General features: G+C 71.5%; 18 protein-coding genes. 12 read left to right on the top strand and 6 right to left on the bottom strand.

Translation table 11 applies throughout. The annotated features are described in order from the left end of the window. Positions 1-8: 8 nt before the first annotated feature. Entirely contained in the window at positions 9-965 is a 957-nt protein-coding gene (locus A3862_RS07900; RefSeq protein ID WP_043760000.1) for an antibiotic biosynthesis monooxygenase, read from the top strand. 23 nt (positions 966-988) lie between these two features. Then, positions 989-2,128: a hypothetical protein gene (locus tag A3862_RS07895; protein ID WP_043760002.1), complete on the top strand. Its 1,140-nt coding sequence runs from the start codon at positions 989-991 to the stop codon at positions 2,126-2,128. Between the two features lie 97 nt (positions 2,129-2,225). On the opposite strand, the gene A3862_RS07890 is transcribed toward A3862_RS07895, so the two are convergent. The 3 genes from A3862_RS07890 to A3862_RS31460 all read right to left on the bottom strand — a co-directional run bounded on the left by A3862_RS07890 (position 2,226) and on the right by A3862_RS31460 (position 3,228). After that, positions 2,226-2,591, bottom strand: coding sequence for a response regulator (locus A3862_RS07890; RefSeq protein ID WP_043389132.1), 366 nt, complete (start codon positions 2,589-2,591; stop codon positions 2,226-2,228). A gap of 35 nt (positions 2,592-2,626) precedes the next feature. Continuing rightward, a complete protein-coding gene (locus tag A3862_RS07885; RefSeq protein ID WP_043389130.1) occupies positions 2,627-2,908 on the bottom strand; it encodes an STAS domain-containing protein in 282 nt (93 codons plus the stop codon). 173 nt (positions 2,909-3,081) lie between these two features. Further along, the gene (locus A3862_RS31460) at positions 3,082-3,228 is read right to left on the bottom strand and encodes a hypothetical protein (protein ID WP_158498479.1); all 147 of its coding nucleotides are present in this window, start codon (positions 3,226-3,228) and stop codon (positions 3,082-3,084) included. Between the two features lie 3 nt (positions 3,229-3,231). Between A3862_RS31460 and A3862_RS32435 the strand changes: the two genes are divergently transcribed. From A3862_RS32435 to A3862_RS07850, 7 genes are all read left to right on the top strand, one after another. Next, entirely contained in the window at positions 3,232-4,464 is a 1,233-nt protein-coding gene (locus A3862_RS32435; protein WP_111473479.1) for a methyl-accepting chemotaxis protein, read from the top strand. Positions 4,465-4,992: 528 nt separating this feature from the next. Further along, the gene (locus tag A3862_RS07875; RefSeq protein WP_043354087.1) at positions 4,993-7,071 is read left to right on the top strand and encodes a chemotaxis protein CheA; all 2,079 of its coding nucleotides are present in this window, start codon (positions 4,993-4,995) and stop codon (positions 7,069-7,071) included. Next, the gene (locus A3862_RS07870) at positions 7,071-7,556 is read left to right on the top strand and encodes a chemotaxis protein CheW (RefSeq protein ID WP_043354088.1); all 486 of its coding nucleotides are present in this window, start codon (positions 7,071-7,073) and stop codon (positions 7,554-7,556) included. The genes A3862_RS07875 and A3862_RS07870 overlap by 1 nt, the downstream gene beginning before the upstream one ends. A 48-nt stretch (positions 7,557-7,604) precedes the next feature. Then, positions 7,605-9,800, top strand: a complete 2,196-nt coding sequence (locus tag A3862_RS07865) for a HAMP domain-containing methyl-accepting chemotaxis protein (protein WP_111473478.1) — start codon at positions 7,605-7,607, stop codon at positions 9,798-9,800. 113 nt (positions 9,801-9,913) lie between these two features. Next, complete coding sequence (locus A3862_RS07860) at positions 9,914-10,387, top strand: chemotaxis protein CheW (protein ID WP_043354099.1); 474 nt, start codon at positions 9,914-9,916, stop codon at positions 10,385-10,387. Between the two features lie 14 nt (positions 10,388-10,401). After that, positions 10,402-11,250: a CheR family methyltransferase gene (locus A3862_RS07855; protein ID WP_043354100.1), complete on the top strand. Its 849-nt coding sequence runs from the start codon at positions 10,402-10,404 to the stop codon at positions 11,248-11,250. After that, a complete protein-coding gene (locus A3862_RS07850) occupies positions 11,247-12,338 on the top strand; it encodes a protein-glutamate methylesterase/protein-glutamine glutaminase (RefSeq protein ID WP_043389114.1) in 1,092 nt (363 codons plus the stop codon). The genes A3862_RS07855 and A3862_RS07850 overlap by 4 nt, the downstream gene beginning before the upstream one ends. A gap of 26 nt (positions 12,339-12,364) precedes the next feature. Here A3862_RS07850 and A3862_RS07845 read toward each other — a convergent pair whose 3' ends face one another. From A3862_RS07845 to alr, 3 genes are all read right to left on the bottom strand, one after another. Further along, a complete protein-coding gene (locus A3862_RS07845; protein ID WP_083936110.1) occupies positions 12,365-12,730 on the bottom strand; it encodes a hypothetical protein in 366 nt (121 codons plus the stop codon). Between the two features lie 338 nt (positions 12,731-13,068). After that, positions 13,069-14,328 carry a D-amino acid dehydrogenase gene (locus tag A3862_RS07840; RefSeq protein ID WP_043760009.1) on the bottom strand — a complete coding sequence of 420 codons (1,260 nt, stop codon included), beginning with the start codon at positions 14,326-14,328 and terminating at the stop codon, positions 13,069-13,071. A gap of 8 nt (positions 14,329-14,336) precedes the next feature. Continuing rightward, positions 14,337-15,470, bottom strand: coding sequence for an alanine racemase (gene alr / locus A3862_RS07835; RefSeq protein ID WP_043760010.1), 1,134 nt, complete (start codon positions 15,468-15,470; stop codon positions 14,337-14,339). Positions 15,471-15,618: 148 nt separating this feature from the next. Between alr and A3862_RS07830 the strand changes: the two genes are divergently transcribed. Genes A3862_RS07830 through A3862_RS07820 form a run of 3 tightly spaced genes read left to right on the top strand, consistent with a single transcriptional unit; the run spans position 15,619 to position 18,255 of the window. After that, positions 15,619-16,068 (top strand): Lrp/AsnC family transcriptional regulator, encoded by a 450-nt coding sequence (locus tag A3862_RS07830; RefSeq protein ID WP_043354111.1) that lies wholly within the window; start codon positions 15,619-15,621, stop codon positions 16,066-16,068. Positions 16,069-16,105: 37 nt separating this feature from the next. Next, entirely contained in the window at positions 16,106-17,347 is a 1,242-nt protein-coding gene (locus tag A3862_RS07825) for an amidohydrolase (protein WP_043760011.1), read from the top strand. Then, entirely contained in the window at positions 17,344-18,255 is a 912-nt protein-coding gene (locus A3862_RS07820) for a LysR family transcriptional regulator (RefSeq protein ID WP_043354113.1), read from the top strand. Before A3862_RS07825 ends, A3862_RS07820 begins: the two co-directional genes overlap by 4 nt. Positions 18,256-18,280: the final 25 nt, after the last annotated feature.

Below are 18,280 nucleotides of genomic sequence, written 5' to 3'. Positions count from 1 at the left end.
GTCGGTTCATGAGCGGTGCCTCGACGTCCGTCACCATCGTGACGCAGACGACCATCCGGCCGGAGAGCGCCGACGCCTTCGCCCGATGGCAGTCCGACACCCATGCCGTCGTGGCGACCTTTCCGGGCTTCATCGAGCAGCAGCTCATCCCGCCGCGGCCGCCGCTGCAGGTGGATTGGGTCATCCTGCAGCGCTTCAGCGGCCTGGAGCAGGCGCGGGCGTGGCTGGCCTCGCCCGAGCGGCAGGCCCGGATCGAGGGCGCCACGCCCATGCTCGTGGGCCGCGACGACGTCCATATCGTCAAGGACGATGCCAGTGCAGCCCGCACGTCGCCGGTCAGCGCGGTGATCAGCACCCGGGTGAAGCCCGGCCTGGAGGCCGCCTACCTCAAGTGGGAGCAGAAGATCGCCGCCGCCCAGTCGAAGGCGCCCGGCATGCAGGGCTACCGGTTCGAGCCGGCCGTGCCGGGGGTGCAGGAGGATTACGTCGCGATCCTGCGCTTCGACGGCGAGGCGAACCTGCAAACCTGGATGGACTCGCCCGAGCGGCGGGCCCTCGTCGCCGAAGCGGCGCCGCTGACCGCGGAATTCCACACGCGGACGGTGCAGAGCGGCTTCGAGCAATGGTTCCGCACCGTCGCCCCGGCCGGAGGCCCGGCGCCCGCGGCGTGGAAGATGAACATGATCGTCGTGCTGACGCTCTACCCCACCGTGTTCCTGTGGGGGGTCCTGGTCGGCACGCCGATCCTCTCCGGGATGCTGAAGCTGGATTTCCCGGTCGCCCTGTTCATCGGCAACGTGTTCAGCGTGCTCCTCACCGCGCAGATGGTGCCCTGGACGGCTCGGCGGCTGGGCTGGTGGCTGTCGCCGGCTCCGGGGCGGCGGGCCCGGGCCAACCTTCAGGGCGCCGCGCTGCTGATCGCCGCCTACGCGATCATGATCCTTGCCTTCTGGAAGCTGTCTTGACCGGGCTCCGGTTGCTATCCCGGATGAGGCCGTTCTCCGCGGCGGGTCTGCTGATCCTGGCCTGCGGATCCGGGCCGGTCGGGCCGGCCCGGGCCGAGCCTTCGCCGGATTCGGCCACGTCCCCGGCTCCGGAGGTCGCCGGGGCGGCAGGCGGCACGCGCGTTCCCGGGGCGCGGGCTCCGGCCCGCGCGGAGCGCCAGGAGGCCGGGGTTTCCGTGGCGGCCGCCACCGTGATGGCGGCGCCGCCGCCCTCGTACCTCGGCTTCTCCGACACGGTGGTCAGCTACCGCTTCCAGGGCCCGTCGGCGGAGCCCGGGCTCTTCGTGCGGCGTCCCGACGGCACGGCGCAGGGTGGGTTCGCCCCGCGCGAGGTGCCGAAGAACGTCGTCAACGTGTTTCACGCCGACTCATGGGCTTACGGCACCAACCTCATCTCCCTCGACATCCTCACATCCGGCTCCCAGGATCCTGCGGGCGACAAGCGGCGCCCGTTCAAGGATTACGGCGCGACCGAAATCTACCTGATCTATCGCGGCGTCCTGAGCTTCAACAAGATCTTGGATACCGAGACCTTCGCGATTCCAGGCTTCGTCAAGGATGTCGGCCTGTCGTTCGGTGCCGACATCAACACCAAGGACACGTATTTCGACGCTGAGAAGCGGGCCGGCACCTTCGGCCTCAGCTTCGCCTTCGACGTGCCGGCCGGGTTCGTGAACCTGAAGGTCCAGGGCTACAAGGACTTCTCCCGCAACGGCTTTGCGGGGAACGGGCCCACGCCGGGCATCCCCGGGAATGGCGCCGTGCCGGGCTTCGATTACTCGCACTTCCGCAGTGTCGAGTTCAAGTTGACCCCGGAATTCGAGATCACCTACACGATCCCGCTGCCGTTCACCGGGCTGCCGCTGTCCCTGGCCGGCTTCAACACGATCATCCTGCCCAAGGGGCGCTACGGCACGATCAACCAGAACGACACGCAATTGGAGTTCGCCTCACAGACGAACCTTGTCCTGGATGTCGGGCAGTTGCTCGCCGGGACCCCCAACCGGGTCGAGGTCTTCGCCGGGTTCCAGTATTGGCGCAACAAGTTCGGCGCCGACCCGCGGCGCACCATCAACACCGAGGAAAAGGCGCTGATCGCGGGGGTCGCCTACCACCTGAAGTGACGGCGACGCGCGTCACCGCTCACGGTGCGGGGGATGGCGCCGACGTCGTGGGGCCGGCGTCCCGGAAGGCCGCGCCGCCGGGACCGGCCCCGCGCCCTCAGGCGCGCACCAGCTTGGACACGACGGCCAGCAGCTGCTCTGGCTTGAACGGCTTGGTGATCCAGCCGGTCGCCCCGGCCGCCTTCGCCTGCTGCTTGATACCCTCGTCCGATTCCGTGCTCAGGAAGAGGATCGGAACGCCCGTGCAGGCGGGCAACGTCCGCAATTGCTTGATCATCTCCAGTCCGTTCATCACCGGCATGTTGAGATCCGTGATGACGAGGTTGAGGCTGGCGCTCTTGGCTTTCGCCAAGCCTTCGGCGCCATCGCCGGCCTCGATCACCGTGTGGCCGGCCGGGCCGAGGACGACCTTGATCATCTGCCGGATGCTGGGCGAGTCGTCGACGGCGAGGACAGTGGCCATGACAAGGATTCCGTTCTTGTGCTTGAAGCGTGGGCCTAGCGGAGTGCCTGGCCGGGGAGGGCGATCGCAGCGCGTTGGAACGCGCCGCTGACCGCCGGCGGCACATTGGCCAGCGCGATCTCCGTGGCTTGACGCTGTGCCGCCTTGTCCGCCGCGAGCACGATCTGGACGAAGGTGATGTCCGCGCGCTCGACCGCCGCGCAGTCCAGGGTGAGGCGCGTCGCGCCGGCGAGGGCCGCCGCCAAAGCGCCCTGCAGCGACCGGACCGTCCGGATGGTGCAGTCGGATTCGAGCGTGAGGACGGAAGCCTCGGACATGCGGGTTCAGGCCCTCGACGACAGGATTGGGCGCCGCTGCGCCTCTCCGGCGGAGACAACACCGCGGCGGGTAAATTCTTTCTGACCGACGGCAGACCAATCCACCGCTGTTGCCGCCGCCGCCGGACGCTGCACAGCTGGAATTCGATTCAGCATGGAACGGAATTCAAGCGTCAATACAGAAATCTGTTGTCTCGCTCTTGCGCTTCATTGCCGGTGATAACGCTTTCTTTAACGGCGATCCTTACCGTCGGGCCGACGCCGTCCATCGGTTTGCGGCTTGACCGGCGCGCGACGGTCGACGCCGAGAGATCCGACATCTGATGTCCTTCCAAGCTGCCCACGACATTCTCAGGCAGGTCCCGGCCCGCTTCCGGCGGGCCGACGGACGGCGCGGATCCGGCGCAGTGCCCGGCGCGGTGTCCGGCTCCGCGCTCGCGCCGCCGGATCGTCCCGAGACGGTGGCATCCCCCGCCGCCGATACGTCGCCGGCGCCGCAGATCGAGATCCCGGCCGACCCGGCGGCCGCCACGCGGTCGGCCGATCTGCTCCAGGCCTGGCTCGGCCTCTCGGCGCAGCAGCGGGGGCTCCTGGACGCCCTCATCGCCGAGCTCGGGATCGTCTCCGCGGATGTGGAGGCGAATGTCCACGGCCTGTCCAACCGCTTTCAGAACATCGCGGCCTCGACCTGCGAGCAGTCGGAGATCGTGCGCGGCCTCGTCGCCTCGGTTCAGACCGTACGGATCGACGACAAGACCCTGGACCTCGGAGATGTCGCCGCCGGCCTCGGCGAGACGCTCGCCGCGCTGATCGCGCGGATCACGCTGATGTCCTCCCGCGGGACGACCCTCGCGCAGGGGCTGGCGGGGGCGCTCGACGGCCTGTCGTCGGTCGAGGGCAGCGTGGCGGAGATCGAGAAGATCAACCGCCAGACCAACCTGCTTGCCCTGAACGCCAAGATCGAGGCCGCCCGGGCCGGCAGCAGCGGCGCGGCCTTCGCGGTGGTCGCCGACGAGGTGCGCGGCCTCGCCACGACCATCAACGCCCTGTCGGACGTGATCAAGCAGCAGATCGGCACCATGGCGGCCGACCTGCGCAGCAGCCACGCTCTGCTGGGCGACATCGCGGCGATCGACATGTCCGAGGAGAGCCGCACCGCCGAGCTGCGCGTCCGCATGGTGATGCGGGCCCTCGTCGAGCAGAACGCCCAGGTCGCCGGCGTCCTGCGCCAGACCGCCGAGACGACGCAGGCCATCACCGAGGACGTGTCGGCGGCGATCGTGGCGATGCAGTTCCAGGACCGGGCCAAGCAGCGCATCGAGAACGTCGAAGGCCTGCTGCGCGCGGCCGGTGCGGAACTCGGCCGTCTCTCCGGAGCGAGCGCGGGCGACGGCGCGGTGCCAGATTTCGGCGCCGACCCGGCCTGGATCGAGGCGGCGATCGCGCGCTGCACCCTCGGCGAGGTCCGGGCGCGCCTGACGGAGCGACTGCTCGGGGTCGCCCCGGTCGCGCAGCGCCCGGCCGCCGACGATCTGGACGGCATCGACCTGTTCTGAACCCGAGCGCGCCGCCAGGCGCGGTCCGCGGGCAATCCGGTCCGGCCCGGTCGGCGGTTGCGCCGCGGCCGGATCTGCCGCGACCGGCCCCACGTCTCATCCCCGTCTCTCCGCCGGCCGCACCCAGCAGGGTCGCGGCCCGCATCCGCATGGGATGCACGACGAGAGCCCGTGCCGGACCGACCGGCGCAGGATGCCGGATACGGCGATCCTGTGATCCACGGCTCACGCGATCTCAGTATCCGATAATCAAATTCTCTGGGCGATGGGCGGATATACTGTCCGTCAGGCATCGAAACCTCGGCGTTAACCGAAAATTTTTAGTCGGATTATATACAACCGGCGAAATCGAGCGGCGGATGATCGTCGTTTCGCGTCGCCGTGAGGGTGCGGCGCGACTCGGCAATCCAGCCGAACGCTTGGGTTCAAAGACATTCGCCCGGTGACAAAGTCGAAATCTTCGCGTTCGCTCGAAGCCGGGCGGTTCATTCTATATCTGTGTCTAGCGTGAGCGGGTCCGACCGTCCCATGACTGCTCTCGATCCAGCCGACGTCTTCCGGGCCGAAGCCGCCGAGCTTCTGGCCTGCCTGGAGACGACCCTGCTCGACCTCGGCGACAGGCCCGAGGACCGCGCCCTGATCGACACCGCCTTCCGCGCCCTGCACACCATCAAGGGCTCGGGCGCCATGTTCGGCTTCGAGCAGGTCGCCGCCTTCACCCACGACTTCGAGACCGCCTTCGACCGCGTCCGTCGCGGCGAGGTTCCGGTCGGCCACGACCTCGTCAACGTCTCTCTCTCGGCCAAGGACTATATCCGCGGCCTCATCGAGGAGCCCGAGGCCAGCGCGCCCATCATCGGCGAGGCCATCCTGGCCGAACTCGAGCAGCTCCTCGGCACCACCGGCCGCCCCGCCGCCGCGCCGTTGGCCCCCCATCCGGAGCCGGTCGCCGATCCCATCCCGATGGTGGAGGGCGGCTGGCAGATCGGCATCGCCTTCGCGCCCGACGTGCTGCGCAACGGTACCAATCCCCTGGCGCTCCTCGACGAGCTGCGCGACCTCGGCGCCTGCACGATCGTGCCGCGCCTCGACGCGCTGCCCGAACTGCCGGGCCTCGATCCCGAGAGCCTCGCCATCGGCTGGGACGTCACGCTGCGCGCGGCCGTGACCCGCGAGGCGATCGAGGATGTCTTCCTGTTCGTGCGGGACGAGATGACCCTGACCCTGGTCCCGGTCTCGCCGGCGCAGCCGGACGCCGCACCCGAACCGGTCGAGGCCGCGCCCGGGCCGTTTGCGCCGCCGACCGTCACGGCTCCGGCGGCGGGTCTCGCCGCCATCGCCTCCGTCGAAGCCCCACCCGTCGCGCCGCCGGCGATCGCGCCCGCGGCCCCGACCGCTGAGCGGAGCCCGGCGCGGCGGGCCGAGGAGCGGCCGGCCAGCAGCGTGCGGGTCGAGGCGGAGCGGCTCGACGAGCTGATGGACCGGGTCGGCGAACTGGTCATCGCCCAGGCCCGGCTGAGCCAGCTCGCCGGCCTGAGCGCCGATCCCGGCCTCAAGGGCATCGCGGAGGAGATCGAGCGCCTGTCGGCGCGGCTGCGCGACACCACGATGAGCATCCGCATGGTCGCCATCGGCGCGCTATTCGGCCGTTTCCGCCGCCTGATCCACGATCTCTCGCGCGATCTCGGCAAGCCGGTGGAGTTCGTCACCGGCGGCGAGGACACCGAACTCGACAAGACCGTGATCGAGCGGCTGGCCGACCCGCTCGTCCACCTGATCCGCAACGCCATCGACCACGGCATCGAGGCGCCCGGGCGCCGGGCCGCCGCCGCCAAGGCCGCGACCGGGCGTATCACGCTGACCGCCGAGCATGTCGGCGCCCAGGTGCTGGTGAGCGTGCGCGACGACGGCGCCGGGCTCGACGCGGCACGCATCCGCGCCAAGGCCGAGGAGAAGGGCCTGTGCGCGCCCGGCGCGGTGCTCACCGACCAGCAGGTCTACCAGTTCCTGTTCGCGCCGGGCTTCTCGACCGCCCAGGAGATCTCGGCCCTGTCGGGGCGCGGGGTCGGCATGGACGTGGTCAAGAAGACGATCGAGAGCCTGCGCGGCACGATCGACATCGCGACCGAGCCGGGGGGCGGCACGACGGTCGCCCTGCGCCTGCCGCTGACGCTGGCGATCATCGAGGGATTGCTGATCCGGGTGGGAGAGGGGCGCTACGTCATCCCCCTGGCGGCGGTGGAGGAATGCGTCGAGCTGCCCGCCGGCGAGCGCGGCGGGCGCGGGCGGGACTTCCTGAACATCCGGGGCGCGCTGGTGCCGTTCCTGCGGCTGCGCAGCCTGTTCGGGGCCGCGGGCGAGCCGGAGCTGCACCAGAAGGTGATCATCGTCGCGGCGGGCGAGGCCCGGGTCGGGCTGGTGGCGGACCAGATCATCGGCAACCACCAGACGGTGATCAAGTCGCTGTCGAAGCTGCACGCGGACGTGGCGACGTTCTCGGGGGCGACGATCCTGGGCGACGGCACGGCGGCGCTGATCATCGATGTCGGCCGGCTCGTGAGCGGCGGCGGCGCCGAGGGCGCGCGCGTGTATCAGGAGGTGGCGTGATGAGCGGCGGCGTGACGAGCGGTTCTCTCGGAACCGGACCGCAGGCGGGGTCGCGGGGCGGCCAGCAGGTGGTGATGTTCCGGATCGGCACGGAGAGCTTCGCGCTGGATGCCGGGATGGTGCGCGAGATCATCGATCCGATCCCGGCGACGCGGGTGGCGGGGGCACGGCCGCATATCGACCGGATCGTGAACGTGCGCGGCAACGTCATCCCCCTGGCCGACATCCGCGAGCGGTTCGGGATGCCGGCGGCGGCGGACAGCCCGGACACGCGCTTCCTGGTGCTGGAGGTTGCGGTGGGGGGCGATCCGGTGGTGGTCGCGCTGGTGGCCGACAAGGTGTTCGCGGTGACGGAGATCGATCCGGCGAGCTGCCAGGCGGTGCCGCCGGTCGGCACGACGTGGCGCCCTGAATACATCCGGTCGATCGTCAAGGCGAGGGATGAATTCATCATCGTCCCCGAACTCGAGCAGATCCTCAACTGAAGTCTTGTGGCTGTCCTGTCCAAGTGTTGCGTGCGTGGGGTGAGTACGATGCGTTTCTCGATCAAGGCCAAGCTCGCAGGCGGCTTCGGCGCCGTCCTGCTCCTGACCGCCGCGGCCGGCGGCGTCGGCTATCAGAAGTTGATGTCTTCCGAGGAGTCGATGAAGTTCGTCATCAGCCGCGCCGAGCTGCAGGCCCTCGTGCTGGACGCGAAGGGCCACGCGATCAATGGCGTCAGCAACGTGCGGGCGGCGGTGATCAGCACCGATGACGCCCAGATGACGGAGTTCAGCAAGCGCGCTGCGGACAACCGCAACGACGCCGTGGCGGGCTTGGCCAAGGCGAAGGGCTACATCGTCGCGGATGAGGGCAAGCGGCTGCTGGATGACCTGTCCGACAAGTACGAGAAGCAGCGCGCCCTGGCCGGGAAGATCATCGATCTGACGAAGCAGAATTCCGGCATCAGGACCTGGGCCGAGATCAACACGACGGGTCGGCCGGCGACGGCGGCGCTCCGTTCGGAACTCGACACCTTGGCCAAGGGCCGCTCGGGCGAGACATCGGGTGACGACTTGGCCAAGTCTGCGGCCGCCTTCCAGATCCGCATGGAGCGGGCCTGGGGACAGCTTCAATCGGCGACCGGTGCGACGACCCTCGAGGTGCTGGAGCAGCGGGTGAACGCGGCCAAGCAGGTGCGGGATGAGGTCGCGCACGCCATGGACGACCTCCTGCGCGCGAGCGCCGCCCAGGGCATCTCGACCGAGGGGGTGCGCCAGAAATACGCCGCCTGGTCGGCCTCGTTCCAGAAGGCGCTGGCGACCATCGAGACGGGGGCCGCCGTCAAGGCCGCCGACCTCGCCTCCGGCGAATACGCGACGCTGAGCCTCGCGGCGAACCGGGCCTTCGACACGCTGGCCGAATTCCAGAACCGCCGCATGATCGACGCCGTCGGCAGGGCCAAGGCCGATGCGAGCGAGGGCCAGACGATCCTGCTCGCCACCGTTGCGGCGGCGCTCCTCCTCGGCCTCGGCATCGCCACCTGGCTCGCCTTCTCGATCTCCCGTGGCCTCGGCCGCGCCGTGACCCTCGCCGACGCGGTGGCGATGGGCGACCTGAGCCAGACCGCGAAGGTCACCTCCAACGACGAGCTCGGCGACCTCGTGGGGGCCATGGGCCGCATGACCGAGAACCTGAACGCGACGGCCGCGCTCGCCAACGCCATCGCCCAGGGCGACCTCAGGGTCGAGGCCCGGCCGCTCTCCGACAAGGACACGATGGGCATCGCCCTGCAGACCATGCTGACGAAGCTGCGCGCCGTCGTGGCCGAGGCGAGCGCGGCGGCGAGCAACGTGTCGGCGGGGTCCCAGGAGCTGTCGGCCTCGGCCGAGCAGCTGTCGCAGGGCTCGACCGAGCAGGCGGCCTCGACCGAGGAGGCCTCGGCCTCGATGGAGGAGATGGCCGCCAACGTGAAGCAGAACGCCGAGAACGCCAGCCAGACCGAGACGATCGCCCGGCAATCGGCCCAGGACGCGGAGGCCAGCGGGGTCGCCGTCGGCCGCGCCGTCGAGGCCATGCAGACCATCGCGCAGAAGATCACCATCGTGCAGGAGATCGCCCGCCAGACCGACCTGCTGGCCCTCAACGCCGCCGTCGAGGCGGCCCGGGCCGGCGAGCATGGCCGCGGCTTCGCGGTGGTGGCCAGCGAGGTGCGCAAGCTCGCCGAGCGCAGCCAGGCGGCCGCGGCCGAGATCGGCACGCTGTCGTCCGACACCGTCAAGGCCGCCCAGCAGGCCGGCGACATGCTCGGCAAGCTCGTGCCCGACATCAAGAAGACCGCCAGCCTGGTGGAGGAGATCACCGCCGCCTGCCGCGAGCAGGATGTCGGCTCGGGCCAGATCAATCAGGCGATCCAGCAGCTCGACAAGGTGACCCAGCAGAACGCCAGCGCCTCCGAGCAGGTCTCGGCCACCTCCGAGGAACTGGCCACCCAGGCCGAGAAGCTGCAGGCGACGATCGCCTACTTCCGCATCACCGAGGCGGCCGCACCGGCCGGGCCTCTGGCCGGTGTCGATCAGGCGGTGACGCGGCTGCGCGCGACCGCGACGCGGATGGGCGCGCCCTCGGCGGCGATCCGCTCGCCGAGCCCGAAGCGGGCGGTGGGGCGCAACCCGGCCGCGGCCGGGGGCTTCGCCCTCGACATGGGCGAGGGCGACGCGCAGGACGCCGCCTTCACCCGCGTCGCCTGACATCTCGCCCGACAGGTCGCCCGACCTGTCGGGCGAGGCCCGGATCCGCGCGGCGCTCGTCCCCGCGCGGATCCTGCCGTCGGCGCGCGTCGCAGTCCATCCGGAGACTCTGCATGTCCAGTGTGTGGCAGTACCTGACCCTCGGTCTCGGCGCCGAGACCTTCGGGATCGACGTCGAGCACGTCCACGAGATCCTGGACTACCGGGTCCCGGCGGCCCTGCCGCAGGCGCCGGCCTTCCTGCTCGGCATGATCGACGTGCGCGGGCAGAGCTACCCGGTGGTGGACCTGCGCACCAAGCTCGGACTGCCGCCCGTGGCGCGCACGCCGGCGACGCGGATCATCCTGCTCAACGTGCCGATGCCGGGCCGGGCGCTCCGGGTCGGGTTCGTGGCCGACCGGGTGATCGAGGTGACGGAACTCGACGGGACCGAGATGGAGGCGGCCCCCGAGGTCGGCGGCCGCTGGAACGCGCGCTACATCGCCGGGATCGGCCGCCGGGGCGAGGCGTTCGTGGTGGTGTTCGACCTCGTCGCGCTCATGGACGGCGACGGGCCCGCGCTCGCCGCGTCGCCCCAGGCCGCCTGAGCGGACCCGGGACCATGGAGACCGATCCGGGTCACCTGAGCGACCGGCATTTCCGCTCGGTCGCCGACCTCGTCCAGCACCATGCCGGCATCCAGCTGCCGCCGGCCAAGCGCACCATGGTCGAGGGCCGGCTGCGCAAGCGCATGCGCGCCCTCGATCTTCCGACCCTCGAGGCCTATGGCCACCACCTGTTCGAGGCGGGCCATCTCGCGGACGAGTTCCCGCACCTCGTCGACTGCGTGACGACGAACAAGACCGACTTCTTCCGCGAGCCGGCGCATTTCGATCTGCTGCGCACGACGATCGTCCCGCGGCTGGCGGCGCGGGGCGACCGGCCGCTGCTCAAGGTCTGGAGCGCGGCGGCTTCGACCGGGGCGGAGGCCTATACGCTGGCGATGGTCCTGCAGGACATGGCCGCCGACCGGTTCCGCTACGCCATCCTCGGGACCGACATCTCCTCGGAGGTGCTCGACCGCGCCCGGACGGCGATCTACCCGGAGGAGATGCTGGAGGCGGTGCCGCCGGACCTGCGGCGGCGCTACGTGATGGTCGCGCGCGATCCGGCCCGCCGCGAGGGGCGGATCGTGCCCGAGCTGCGCGCCCGGGTGCGGTTCCAGCGGCTCAACCTGATGGACGAAAGCTACCCGATCGACCGGGACGTCGACCTCGTCTTCTGCCGCAACGTGCTGATCTACTTCGACAAGCCGACCCAGAAGGCCGTGGTCGCACGCCTGGCCGGGCACCTGCGCCCCGGCGGATACCTGATCGTCGGCCATTCCGAATCGATGGCGGGCGTCGGCGTGGCGGGCCTCGACCAGATGTCCTCGACCGTCTTCAGCAAGCTGAGGGATTCCGGCCGGTGAATGCGTCGAGACCGATCCGCGTCCTCATCGTCGACGACTCGGCCTCCGTCCGCCAGACCCTGTGCGGCATCCTGGAGACGGCGCCCGACATCGCGGTCCTGGGTACCGCGGCCGATCCGTTCATCGCCGCCCGCCGGATCCAGGAGGAGATCCCGGACGTCATCATCCTCGATCTCGAGATGCCGCGCATGGACGGCCTGACCTTCCTGCGCAAGATCATGGCGCAGAAGCCGCTCCCGGTGATCGTCTGCTCGACCCTGACCGAGGCGGGTTCCCGGATCCTGTTCGAGGTGCTGGAGGCGGGCGCCGTCGACGTACTGCCGAAGCCGCGGGTCGACACCCGCCAGTTCCTGCTCGAATCCACGGTGCGGGTCTGCGACGCGGTGCGCGCGGCCGCCCGGGCCAAGCTGCGCGGCAGCCGGCCGCCGCGACAGCTCGTCGAAGCGAAGCTCTCGGCCGATGTCGTCCTGCCGCCGCCCGTGCCCGGACGCGTCGTGGTCGAGACCGACCGGATCGTCTGCATCGGCGCGTCGACGGGCGGGACGGAAGCCCTGCGCGACGTGCTCGAGGTGCTGCCCGCCGAGTCCCCCGGCCTCGTCATCGTGCAGCACATGCCGGAGCACTTCACGGCGGCCTTCGCCAAGCGCCTGAACGGGCTCTGCGCGATCACCGTCAAGGAGGCGGAGGACGGCGATCCGGTGCTGCGGGGCCGGGCCCTGATCGCCCCGGGCGGGCGGCACCTCATGGTCGAGCGCCGAGGCGGCAGCTACGCGGTGTCGGTGAAGGACGGTCCGCTCGTCGCGCGCCATCGCCCGTCCGTCGATGTGCTGTTCCGGTCGGCCGCCCGGGCGGCGGCCGCGAACGCGCTGGGCATCCTGATGACCGGCATGGGCGACGACGGCGCCAACGGCCTGCTGGAGATGCGCCGGGCCGGGGCGCAGACCGTGGCGCAGGACGAGGCGAGTTGCGTGGTGTTCGGGATGCCCAAGGAGGCGATCGACCGCGGCGCGGCCGCCAAGGTCCTGCCGCTCGAGCAGATGCCCGGGGAGATCCGGCGGTTCGGCCTGACCGTGGCGGGGCCGCGCTGAGGCCGGTGTGACCGCCGGCCTCGGGCTCAGGACTGGTCGCGACGCTCGGACTTCGCCTCGGATCTCGCCCGGCGCGCCCGCGTGCGGCTGTATTGCGGAGGCGATCCGCGCAGCGCCCCGGCGGGAGCCGTCTTCACGGCGCGGGCCGGAGGCGGCCCCATATCCCCGCCGCGGCGCGCACCCGCTTTCGCGCGCTTCGTACTCCGCCCGCTCGACGTTGCGATGCTGCCTGCGCGGATGCCGGCCTCCTGTGTCCGGGCATCCAGCAGGTCCTGAACACCGGGCGGATGATCGGGCACGGGAAACAGGCTGGCCAGCCCGTCGGCGACGCCTCTGAGCACGGCATCCGCCTGCTCTTGATCTTCCCTGCCCTGTACGACGATGAAACTCATCTGCGCACCCGGATCGTTGGTTCAGATCCTAAACTCGACGGGATGCGAAGGGTTGCTCAGGCCGTTGTGAAGTCGTCCGGTGATGTCGGACATCGGCGCTTCATGAACGCGATGTAATCAACTTGCAGTCGTGTCGCGAAGAGTGCCGAATCATTGGGCAGGCCCGGGGCAGGGCTTCGCGACCACTCGCGGCGACCGCTCGCGGCGGCCGCTTCAGCGCCGGCAGGGTCGGGGCCGGCCCCGCGCAGGACGAGGCGAGGCTGTGCCCGTGCGCCACGTCCCCAGGGCGCCGCGTGCCGGCACCGCCGTCACCACGCGGCGCGGAAAGCCCGGCCGGCTCACGCGGCGTAGCGGTCGAGCGCCAGATCGTCGCTCGCGATCTCCGGGGCCCGGCCGGACACGAGGTCGGCGAGCAGGCGGCCCGAGCCGCAGGCCATCGTCCAGCCGAGGGTGCCGTGGCCGGTGTTGGTGAACAGGTTCGCGACCCGCGTCCCCCCGACGATCGGCGTGCCGTCCGGCGTCATCGGCCGCAGGCCGGTCCAGAACGCGGCCCGGGAGAGGTCGCCGCCCGCGGGGAACAGGTCCTGCACCGAGCGCGCGAGGGTCTCGCGGCGCGGCAGGCGCAGGGCGCTGCTGAAACCGGCGAGTTCGGCGGTGCCGCCGACGCGGATGCGGTCGCCGAGCCGGGTGATCGCCACCTTGTAGGTCTCGTCCATCACCGTCGAGACCGGGGCGGCGGCCGCATCGGTGATGGGCAGGGTCAGGGAATAGCCCTTCACCGGGTAGACCGGCAGGGCGATCCCGAGGGGGCGCAGCAGGGCCGGCGTGTAGCTGCCCAGCGCCGCCACGTAGGCCTCCGCCCGCAGGAGCTCACCGCCAGCGGTCTCCACCGCCGTCACCCGGTCGCCGGCATGGTGCAGGCGCGCGATCGCCGTCCCGTAGCGGAAGGTGACGCCGAGGCCCTCGCAGATCGCGGCGAGGCGCTGCGTGAACAGGTGCGCGTCGCCGGTCTCGTCGCCCGGCAGCCGCAGGCCGCCGACGAACACGTCCGGCACCGCCGCGAGCGCGGGCTCCGCGGCGATGCAGCCCGCCGGATCCAGCACCGTGTAGGGCACGCCGTAGGCGTCGAGGACGCGGGTGTCGTCGCCGACATGGTCGAGCTGCTTCTGCGTCCGGAAGAGCTGCAGCGTGCCCTTCTCCCGGTGGTCGTAGGCGATGCCCGTCTCGGTGCGCAGGTCGCGCAGCACGTCGCGGCTGTACTCGGCGAGCCGGACCATGCGGCCCTTGTTCCGCCGGTAGGCCTCCTCGGTGCAGTTGGCGAGCATCCGCGTGAGCCAGCCGTAGAGGCGGGGCTCCAGGCGCGGCCAGAGCACCAGGGGGCGGTGCCGCATCATCAGCCACTTGAGCGCCTTCACGGGGATCCCGGGGGCCGCCCAGGGCGCCGCGTAGCCCGGCGAGACCTGGCCGGCATTGGCGAAGCTGGTCTCCAGGCCGGCGCCGGGTTGGCGCTCCAGCACGGTCACCTGATGGCCGGCCCGGGCGAGGTAATAGGCCGAGGTGACGCCGACGACGCCGCCGCCGAGGATGAGGACGTTCATGGCGGGCCTCAGGCTCCGAGATAGACGCGGTGGAAGCGGTGGCCGAGGTTGGTCAGGACCTCGTAGCCGATCGTGCCGGCCGCCGCGGCGACGGCGTCGACGTCGCGCTCCGGCCCGATGATGTCGACGAGCGCCCCCGGCCCGATCGTGCCGGGGGCCAGGTCGGTGACGTCCAGGACGAGGCTGTCCATCGAGACCCGCCCGACCACGGGCAGGCGCGTGCCGCCGAACCAGGCCGCCCCACCGGCGGTGCTGCGGAAGAACCCGTCCGCGTAGCCGATCGCCACGGTGGCGAGGCGGCTGTCCCGGCCGACGGTCGCCGCGTGCCCGTAGCCGACGGGGGTTCCGGCCGGGACGCTGCGCGTCTGCATCACCCGCGCCCGCAGACCGATCACCGGCCGCATCGGATTCGGGGCGTCCGCCTGCGGGGCGATCCCGTAGAGGGCGGCGCCGGGGCGCACCAGGTCGAACCGGAAGTCCGGCCCGAGGAAGATCCCGGAGGAGGCCGCGAGGCTCGCGGGCACGGCCGGCAGGCGCCGCCGGACGACCTCGAAGACGGCGCGCTGCGCCGCGTTGACGGGGCTGTCCGGCTCGCCCGCACAGGCGAGGTGGCTCATCACCAGCTGCAGGTCGAGGCCCGCGAGCGCGTCCGGCGCGTCGAGGAGCGCGCAGGCTTCGTCCGGCGCGAAGCCGAACCGGGCCATGCCGGAATCGATCTGGAGGATCGCGGGCAGGCGCCGGTCCAGGCGCCGGGCGAGACCCTGCCAGCCGTCGCGCTGCGACCGGTCGTTGAGGACGGGGACGAGGTCGTGGGCCGCGCAGGCCGCCTCGCTGCCCGGGGAGGCGCCGTTGAGCACGGCGATCACGGGGCCGGGGCCGAGGATCGCCCGGAGGGCGACGCCCTCGCCGACCTGCGCCACGAAGAAGTGCCGACAGCCGGCGGCGGCCAGGACCGGCGCCACCCGGTCGGCGCCGAGCCCGTAGGCGTCCGCCTTGACCACCGCCGCGCAGACGGCCGGCCCGGCCTGCAACGCGAGGGCGCGGTAATTGTCGGCGATGGCCCCGAGGTCGATCGTCAGGAGCGCGGCTGCCGTGCCTGCGGGACCGGCATCGGGCCGGTGATCGCGATCGATCCTGCTCATGGCGACCCCCGGGGCGGCTCCCTGATGCGCTGCCGCCAAGCTATACGGAGGATCGTCGAACAGGCGTGCGATGTGTCGAAGCGTCTTGCGACGATGGGCTGCCCGTGCAAGTTTCTACGACGATTTCGAAGATCCTTCGTGACCCGCTGTGGACGAGATCGACCGCCGCATCATCCAGGCCCTGCGCGTCGACGGCCGGATCAGCAATGCCGACCTCGCCGCCGCAATCGGCCTGTCCGCCTCCGCCTGCCACCGCCGCGTGCGCCTGCTGGAGGAATCCGGGATCATCCGGGGCTACACGGCGCTGATCGGCGGCGGCGCCGACGCGCCGGGCCTCGTGGTGCTCACGCAGTTCACCCTGGACCGCCAGACCGAGGATTACCTCAACCGCTTCGAGGCGGCCGTCCGGCGCTGTCCCGAGGTGCAGGATTGCTATTTGATGACCGGGACGGCCGATTACCTGGTCAAGCTCAAGGTGGTCGACGCGGCCGATTACGAGCGGCTGCACAAGGATGTCCTGTCGCGTCTCCCCGGCGTGGCCCGGCTGCAATCGAGCTTCGCCATCCGGACCGTCGTGGCGGCGGGCCGGCCCCTCTGATGGCCGCCGCGGATCAGGATGCGAGAGGAGCCCCGGCATGACGTCGAGTCCCGGTTCTGACACGGTAGCCCCCTGCGACCTGCGCCTGCGCGATGTCACGCTCGCCGAAGGCCGCCGGGCGACCATCGACATCCGGGACGGCCGCGTGGCCGTCCTGCACGATCCCGGCGCGCCGCTGCCCCCTGCCGCTCGCACGATCGACCTCGGCGGCGCCCTGGTGCTGCCGGGCTTGGCGGACGGGCACGTCCATCTCGACAAGTGCCTGCTCGGCCTCGCTTGGCGCCCCCACCGGGCGCAGGGATCCGTCCGCGCGATCATCGCGGACGAGAAGGCCTTCCGCCGGACCACGCGGGTGCCGCTCGCCGCGCAGGGCGCGGAGGCCCTCCTCGAACGCATGCTCCGCGGCGGCACGACGAGCCTGCGGACCCATGTCGACATCGACGACGTCACGCGGCTCGACCACCTCGCCCAGATCCTCGACCTGCGGGCGCGCTGGTCCGACCGGATGCAGATCCAGATCGTCGCCTTCCCGCAGAGCGGGATCCTGGGATGCCCGCCGGTCGCGGGCGACCTGGACGAGGCCCTGCGGATGGGCGCCGATCTCGTCGGCGGCCTCGATCCCGTCGGCATCGACGGCGATCGCGACGGTCACCTGGACATCGTCTTCGCCCTGGCCGAGCGTCACGGAAGGGGTATCGACATCCACCTTCACGACGGCGGCGAAGCCGGCCTCGACACGATCGCGGCGATCGCGGCCCGCACGGCGGCGGCCGGCCTCGGCGGGCGGGTCACGATCAGCCACGCCTTCGCCCTCGCGGAAGCCGACGATCTCCAACTCGGCCGGATCGCGGAAGGCCTGAACCGGGCCGGCGTCGCGATCCTCAGCAGCGTGCCGGGCGGGCGCCGATGCCCGCCGATCCCGCGGCTGCGGGACCGCGGCGTCCCGGTCTGCTTCGGCACCGACAATGTCCGCGACTGCTGGAATCCAGCCACGGTCACCGGCATGGTCGACCGTGCCCAGCTCGCCGCCTATCGGTTCGATCTCCGCACCGACGGAGAGCTCGCCGCGCTGCTCGACCCCGTCACAACCGTCCCGGCGCGGGTTCTGGAACTGGGCCCGGGCGTGGTGGCGCCGGGGGCCCGGGCCGACCTGATCGCCTTCCGCGCCGGCGGCGTGCCCCAGGTGATCGTCGAGCGCCAGGCGCCCGTGCTCGTCGTGGCGCGGGGGACCGTCGCGATCGACCGGCACGGTGCGGCCGCCGGAGGCCCGCCGCCGTGAACGACCGCGCCCTGCGCTACCTCCTCGCCGTCGTGCGCGCGGGCTCGGTCCGGGCCGCCGCCGAGGGCCTGAACGTCGCCGCCTCGGCCGTCAGTCGGCAGATCATCGAGCTGGAGGCGCAGGTCGGCGAGACGCTGCTCGAACGCCTGCCCCGGGGCGTGGTCCCCACCGAGGCCGGCCGTCTGGTCGCCGAGCACGCGCAGCGGCAGGCCGACGAGGCGGCGCTCCTCGAGGACCAGCTCAAGCGCCTGCGCGGGGTGCAGCGGGGGACGATCAGCCTGCGCTGCGGCGCCGGCTTCCTGATCGACCTCCTCGACAACGCCCTCGCGGGCTTCGCGCAGGACCATCCGGGCATCGCCTATCAGGTCGAGATCGGCACCACCGACGGCATCCTCGCGGCGATCGCGCGGGGTGAGGCGGATATCGGCCTCGTCTACAATCCGCCCGCGCATCCGGATGTCCGCGGCGTCGTCTCCGCCCGGCAGCCCCTGCTCGCCGTCCTGCCGAAGGGTCACCCCCTCGCCAATGGGTCGGCGCCGGTTCCCCTGCGCAGCTTCGCCACCGAGCCGGCCGCCCTGCTGCCGCCCGACCACGGGGTGCGCCAGCTCCTCGGCCGCGTCGAGGCGGATGGCGGGTTCCGGCTGGTGCCGCGGCTGGAGACGGCGTCCTTCGAGCTGCACCGCCGCTTCGTCATGGCGGCCATGGGGGTGGCCTTCCTGCCCCGCTTCGTGGTCGCGGCCGAATTGCGCGCCGACCTCCTGGACGCGGTGCCGTTGCGCGACGCCATCCTGTCCGAGGCGAGCGCCCACTTGGTCATCCGGGCCGGGCGACGGCTGCCCGAGGGGGCGGCCCGGCTGCTGGGCTGGCTGGCCGACCACATGGTGGCGTTCCGGCCGCCGCCGGCCTGACCGGGACCGTGCTGAATTTCCGCAC

Origin of the sequence: Methylobacterium sp. XJLW (genome assembly GCF_003254375.1) — a bacterium.
In the GTDB taxonomy this organism is placed as follows: domain Bacteria; phylum Pseudomonadota; class Alphaproteobacteria; order Rhizobiales; family Beijerinckiaceae; genus Methylobacterium; species Methylobacterium fujisawaense.
The sequence above is the reverse complement of the archived record's forward strand: the minus strand, read 5'-3'. Positions and strand labels throughout refer to the sequence as shown.

Bases quoted from the DNA above. Each gene is read 5' to 3' on its own strand.
- A3862_RS31460 (WP_158498479.1), bottom strand. From the start codon at position 3,228: ATGTCGGATCTCTCGGCGTCGACCGTCGCGCGCCGGTCAAGCCGCAAA.
- A3862_RS07900 (WP_043760000.1), top strand. From the start codon at position 9: ATGAGCGGTGCCTCGACGTCCGTCACCATCGTGACGCAGACGACCATC.
- A3862_RS07840 (WP_043760009.1), bottom strand. From the start codon at position 14,328: ATGAACGTCCTCATCCTCGGCGGCGGCGTCGTCGGCGTCACCTCGGCC.
- A3862_RS07865 (WP_111473478.1), top strand. From the start codon at position 7,605: ATGCGTTTCTCGATCAAGGCCAAGCTCGCAGGCGGCTTCGGCGCCGTC.
- A3862_RS07870 (WP_043354088.1), top strand. From the start codon at position 7,071: ATGAGCGGCGGCGTGACGAGCGGTTCTCTCGGAACCGGACCGCAGGCG.
- A3862_RS07825 (WP_043760011.1), top strand. From the start codon at position 16,106: ATGACGTCGAGTCCCGGTTCTGACACGGTAGCCCCCTGCGACCTGCGC.
- A3862_RS07885 (WP_043389130.1), bottom strand. From the start codon at position 2,908: ATGTCCGAGGCTTCCGTCCTCACGCTCGAATCCGACTGCACCATCCGG.
- A3862_RS32435 (WP_111473479.1), top strand. From the start codon at position 3,232: ATGTCCTTCCAAGCTGCCCACGACATTCTCAGGCAGGTCCCGGCCCGC.
- alr (WP_043760010.1), bottom strand. From the start codon at position 15,470: ATGAGCAGGATCGATCGCGATCACCGGCCCGATGCCGGTCCCGCAGGC.
- A3862_RS07895 (WP_043760002.1), top strand. From the start codon at position 989: ATGAGGCCGTTCTCCGCGGCGGGTCTGCTGATCCTGGCCTGCGGATCC.
- A3862_RS07890 (WP_043389132.1), bottom strand. From the start codon at position 2,591: ATGGCCACTGTCCTCGCCGTCGACGACTCGCCCAGCATCCGGCAGATG.
- A3862_RS07860 (WP_043354099.1), top strand. From the start codon at position 9,914: ATGTCCAGTGTGTGGCAGTACCTGACCCTCGGTCTCGGCGCCGAGACC.
- A3862_RS07845 (WP_083936110.1), bottom strand. From the start codon at position 12,730: ATGAGTTTCATCGTCGTACAGGGCAGGGAAGATCAAGAGCAGGCGGAT.
- A3862_RS07875 (WP_043354087.1), top strand. From the start codon at position 4,993: ATGACTGCTCTCGATCCAGCCGACGTCTTCCGGGCCGAAGCCGCCGAG.
- A3862_RS07855 (WP_043354100.1), top strand. From the start codon at position 10,402: ATGGAGACCGATCCGGGTCACCTGAGCGACCGGCATTTCCGCTCGGTC.